Annotated in this window: 1 protein-coding gene; it reads right to left on the bottom strand. The window is 72.8% G+C overall.

The window, feature by feature from the left end; genetic code table 11:
• Positions 1-2,008, bottom strand: a 2,008-nt coding sequence (locus WA805_RS19475) for an ATP-binding protein (RefSeq protein ID WP_425243043.1), incomplete at both ends; no start/stop codon positions are given.

Genomic DNA, 2,008 nt, shown 5'->3' with positions numbered 1-2,008 from the left:
GACTCACCCGGGGCGCCAGCTCCCTGAACCTGGCGAGCACGGCGGGCTTGGGCACCGGCGTCGGCCACCCGGTCAGGTGCGCGAGCACGGCGAGCTCCGCCCACAGCCGGGCCCAGGGGAAGTCGTCGAGCGCGCGCTGCGCCGCGCGCATGTCCCGCAGCGTGCAGGGCCGGGCCGCGCATCCGGCCCCGCAGGTAGCCGACCTCGGGGTGACCACGGTCCTAGCGTCGAGGGTGGTGCCGGGAGTCGCCATCTCCCGTTCCGAACCATCTTTCATTTTCACGAGCACAGGGAAGTCCATGCCGTCGCGGAAGACGGCCGCCTGCCCGGGCGCGAGCGTGACGAGGAAGCGGGACTGGCTTTGCGTCGCGTTCATCGTGGCGCCGACCGCATCCCGGTCATCGGCGGCGGGAAGCCGGTGGGTGATCTTAACCGCGGTGTTCTTGATGGCGTCGGAGACGAGGCGGGCCGGAATCTGCTCGGCGATCACCAGGCCCTCACCGTAGGCGCGGATCTCCGCGAGCAGGCCGGCGAACATCTCGACGGCGTGCCCGGCGGCGCCCGCCCCTGATTGCCCGTCCGGCTCCGGGCGGCGCAGCAGCCGGTGCGCCTCTTCCACAACGGTCAGGTGGCGGAGCCCGGCGACGGCAGGGCCGGTCCGGTGAGCCAGCCGGAGGTGCTCGGCCAGCCGGATCAGCACGGTGCCCATCAGGAAGGCCTTGTCCGCGTCGTCTCCGACGTCCTCGATCTCGAGCACCACGTTCTTCCGCAGCAGGGCGCCGAAGTCGATCGGGTGGCCGCCCTCGAGGAACCGGCCGGTCGTGCCGAGCCGCAGGCTCGCCAGCCTGACCCGGATGAAGCCGAGTACGTCGTCGGTGATCCGCTGGCTATAGCCGATCTCGGTGACCACACGCTCGGCGGCGCGCTGAAGTGCCGTGAGCGTCGGGTAGGCAGGTTCACCTGTGCACGGCTCGCCGAGCGCGAGGTCCCAGCCTGCCTCCTCGTACGCCCGGGTCAGGGCAGCGCTGAGCACCTGCGGGAACGGCTCCTCGGACCGGAACGCGGCGATGAACAGCGCCCGGACCAGGTCCGCGTGCGTCTGCAGCGGAAACCTGTTGCCGCTAGTGTCCGCGGCGGGTTCGAGCGGGTTCAGCCCGGCCGCGACCGCGTCCGGCTCGCCAGGCCTGATCCTGATGACCTCGGCGCCGGGGACGCCGGCGGGACCGGATAGCCGGCTGGCCATCAGCCGGTACTCGGCCTTGGCGGGCTCGATGACGAGCCACGGGATGTTCTGTCTGGTGGCGGCCTCGAGCAGGGACCTGACGGTCTGCGACTTGCCCGCGCCGGTCGCGCCGCACACGAACACGTGCCTGTTAAGCGAGTCCCGCGACAGCGTGAACGCCCCGGCCGGCATCATGTTGCGATCGAGCACCTCGCCGAGCGGGATGCCACCGTCCGCTTCCGCTGACTCCGGGGGCACGGGGGCCTCTGGGGTGACGTCGAAGTCGGGACGCAGGGCCAGCCGGATTCCGGGGACCTCGTGGTCCGGCGGCCTGGCGAGGGCGGCGAACAGCTCGGTGGACCCGCAGAATGGCGACGCCGGGATGGCGTCGCCGCCCGGCATGCCGGCCTGGTCCTCGTCCCGGTCATCCAGCGCCGCCGGGCTCAGCGCGTACGGCAGCCCGTCCAGTCCCGCCGACGCGCAGAACAGGCCCGCCACTCGCGCCGCGCTCGCCGCGTCGCACCCGCCGGCCAGCACGCGGATGCGCCAGAAACCGGTGGATGCCCCTCGTTCGACCTCGGCGTGCCGTTCCCTGAGCCGCTCCGCTTCCACCGCCCGCTCGGGGAACCGGTCAGCCGCCCCCTCGGCGAGCCGTTGCCTGCGCCCCACCTCGGCTGCCAGCGACCGCAGCTCCGCCGGCCGCAGCGGCTCGGCGATGACGATCCAGCCGAACGGCCCGCTCCAGCTCCCCAGCAGCCCCTCGTCGAGCGACAGCGTGGCATGCCC

The organism is Trebonia sp. (assembly GCF_049794275.1).
Lineage (GTDB): Bacteria > Actinomycetota > Actinomycetes > Streptosporangiales > Streptosporangiaceae > Trebonia.
This window is presented reverse-complemented; position numbering and strand designations above follow the sequence as displayed.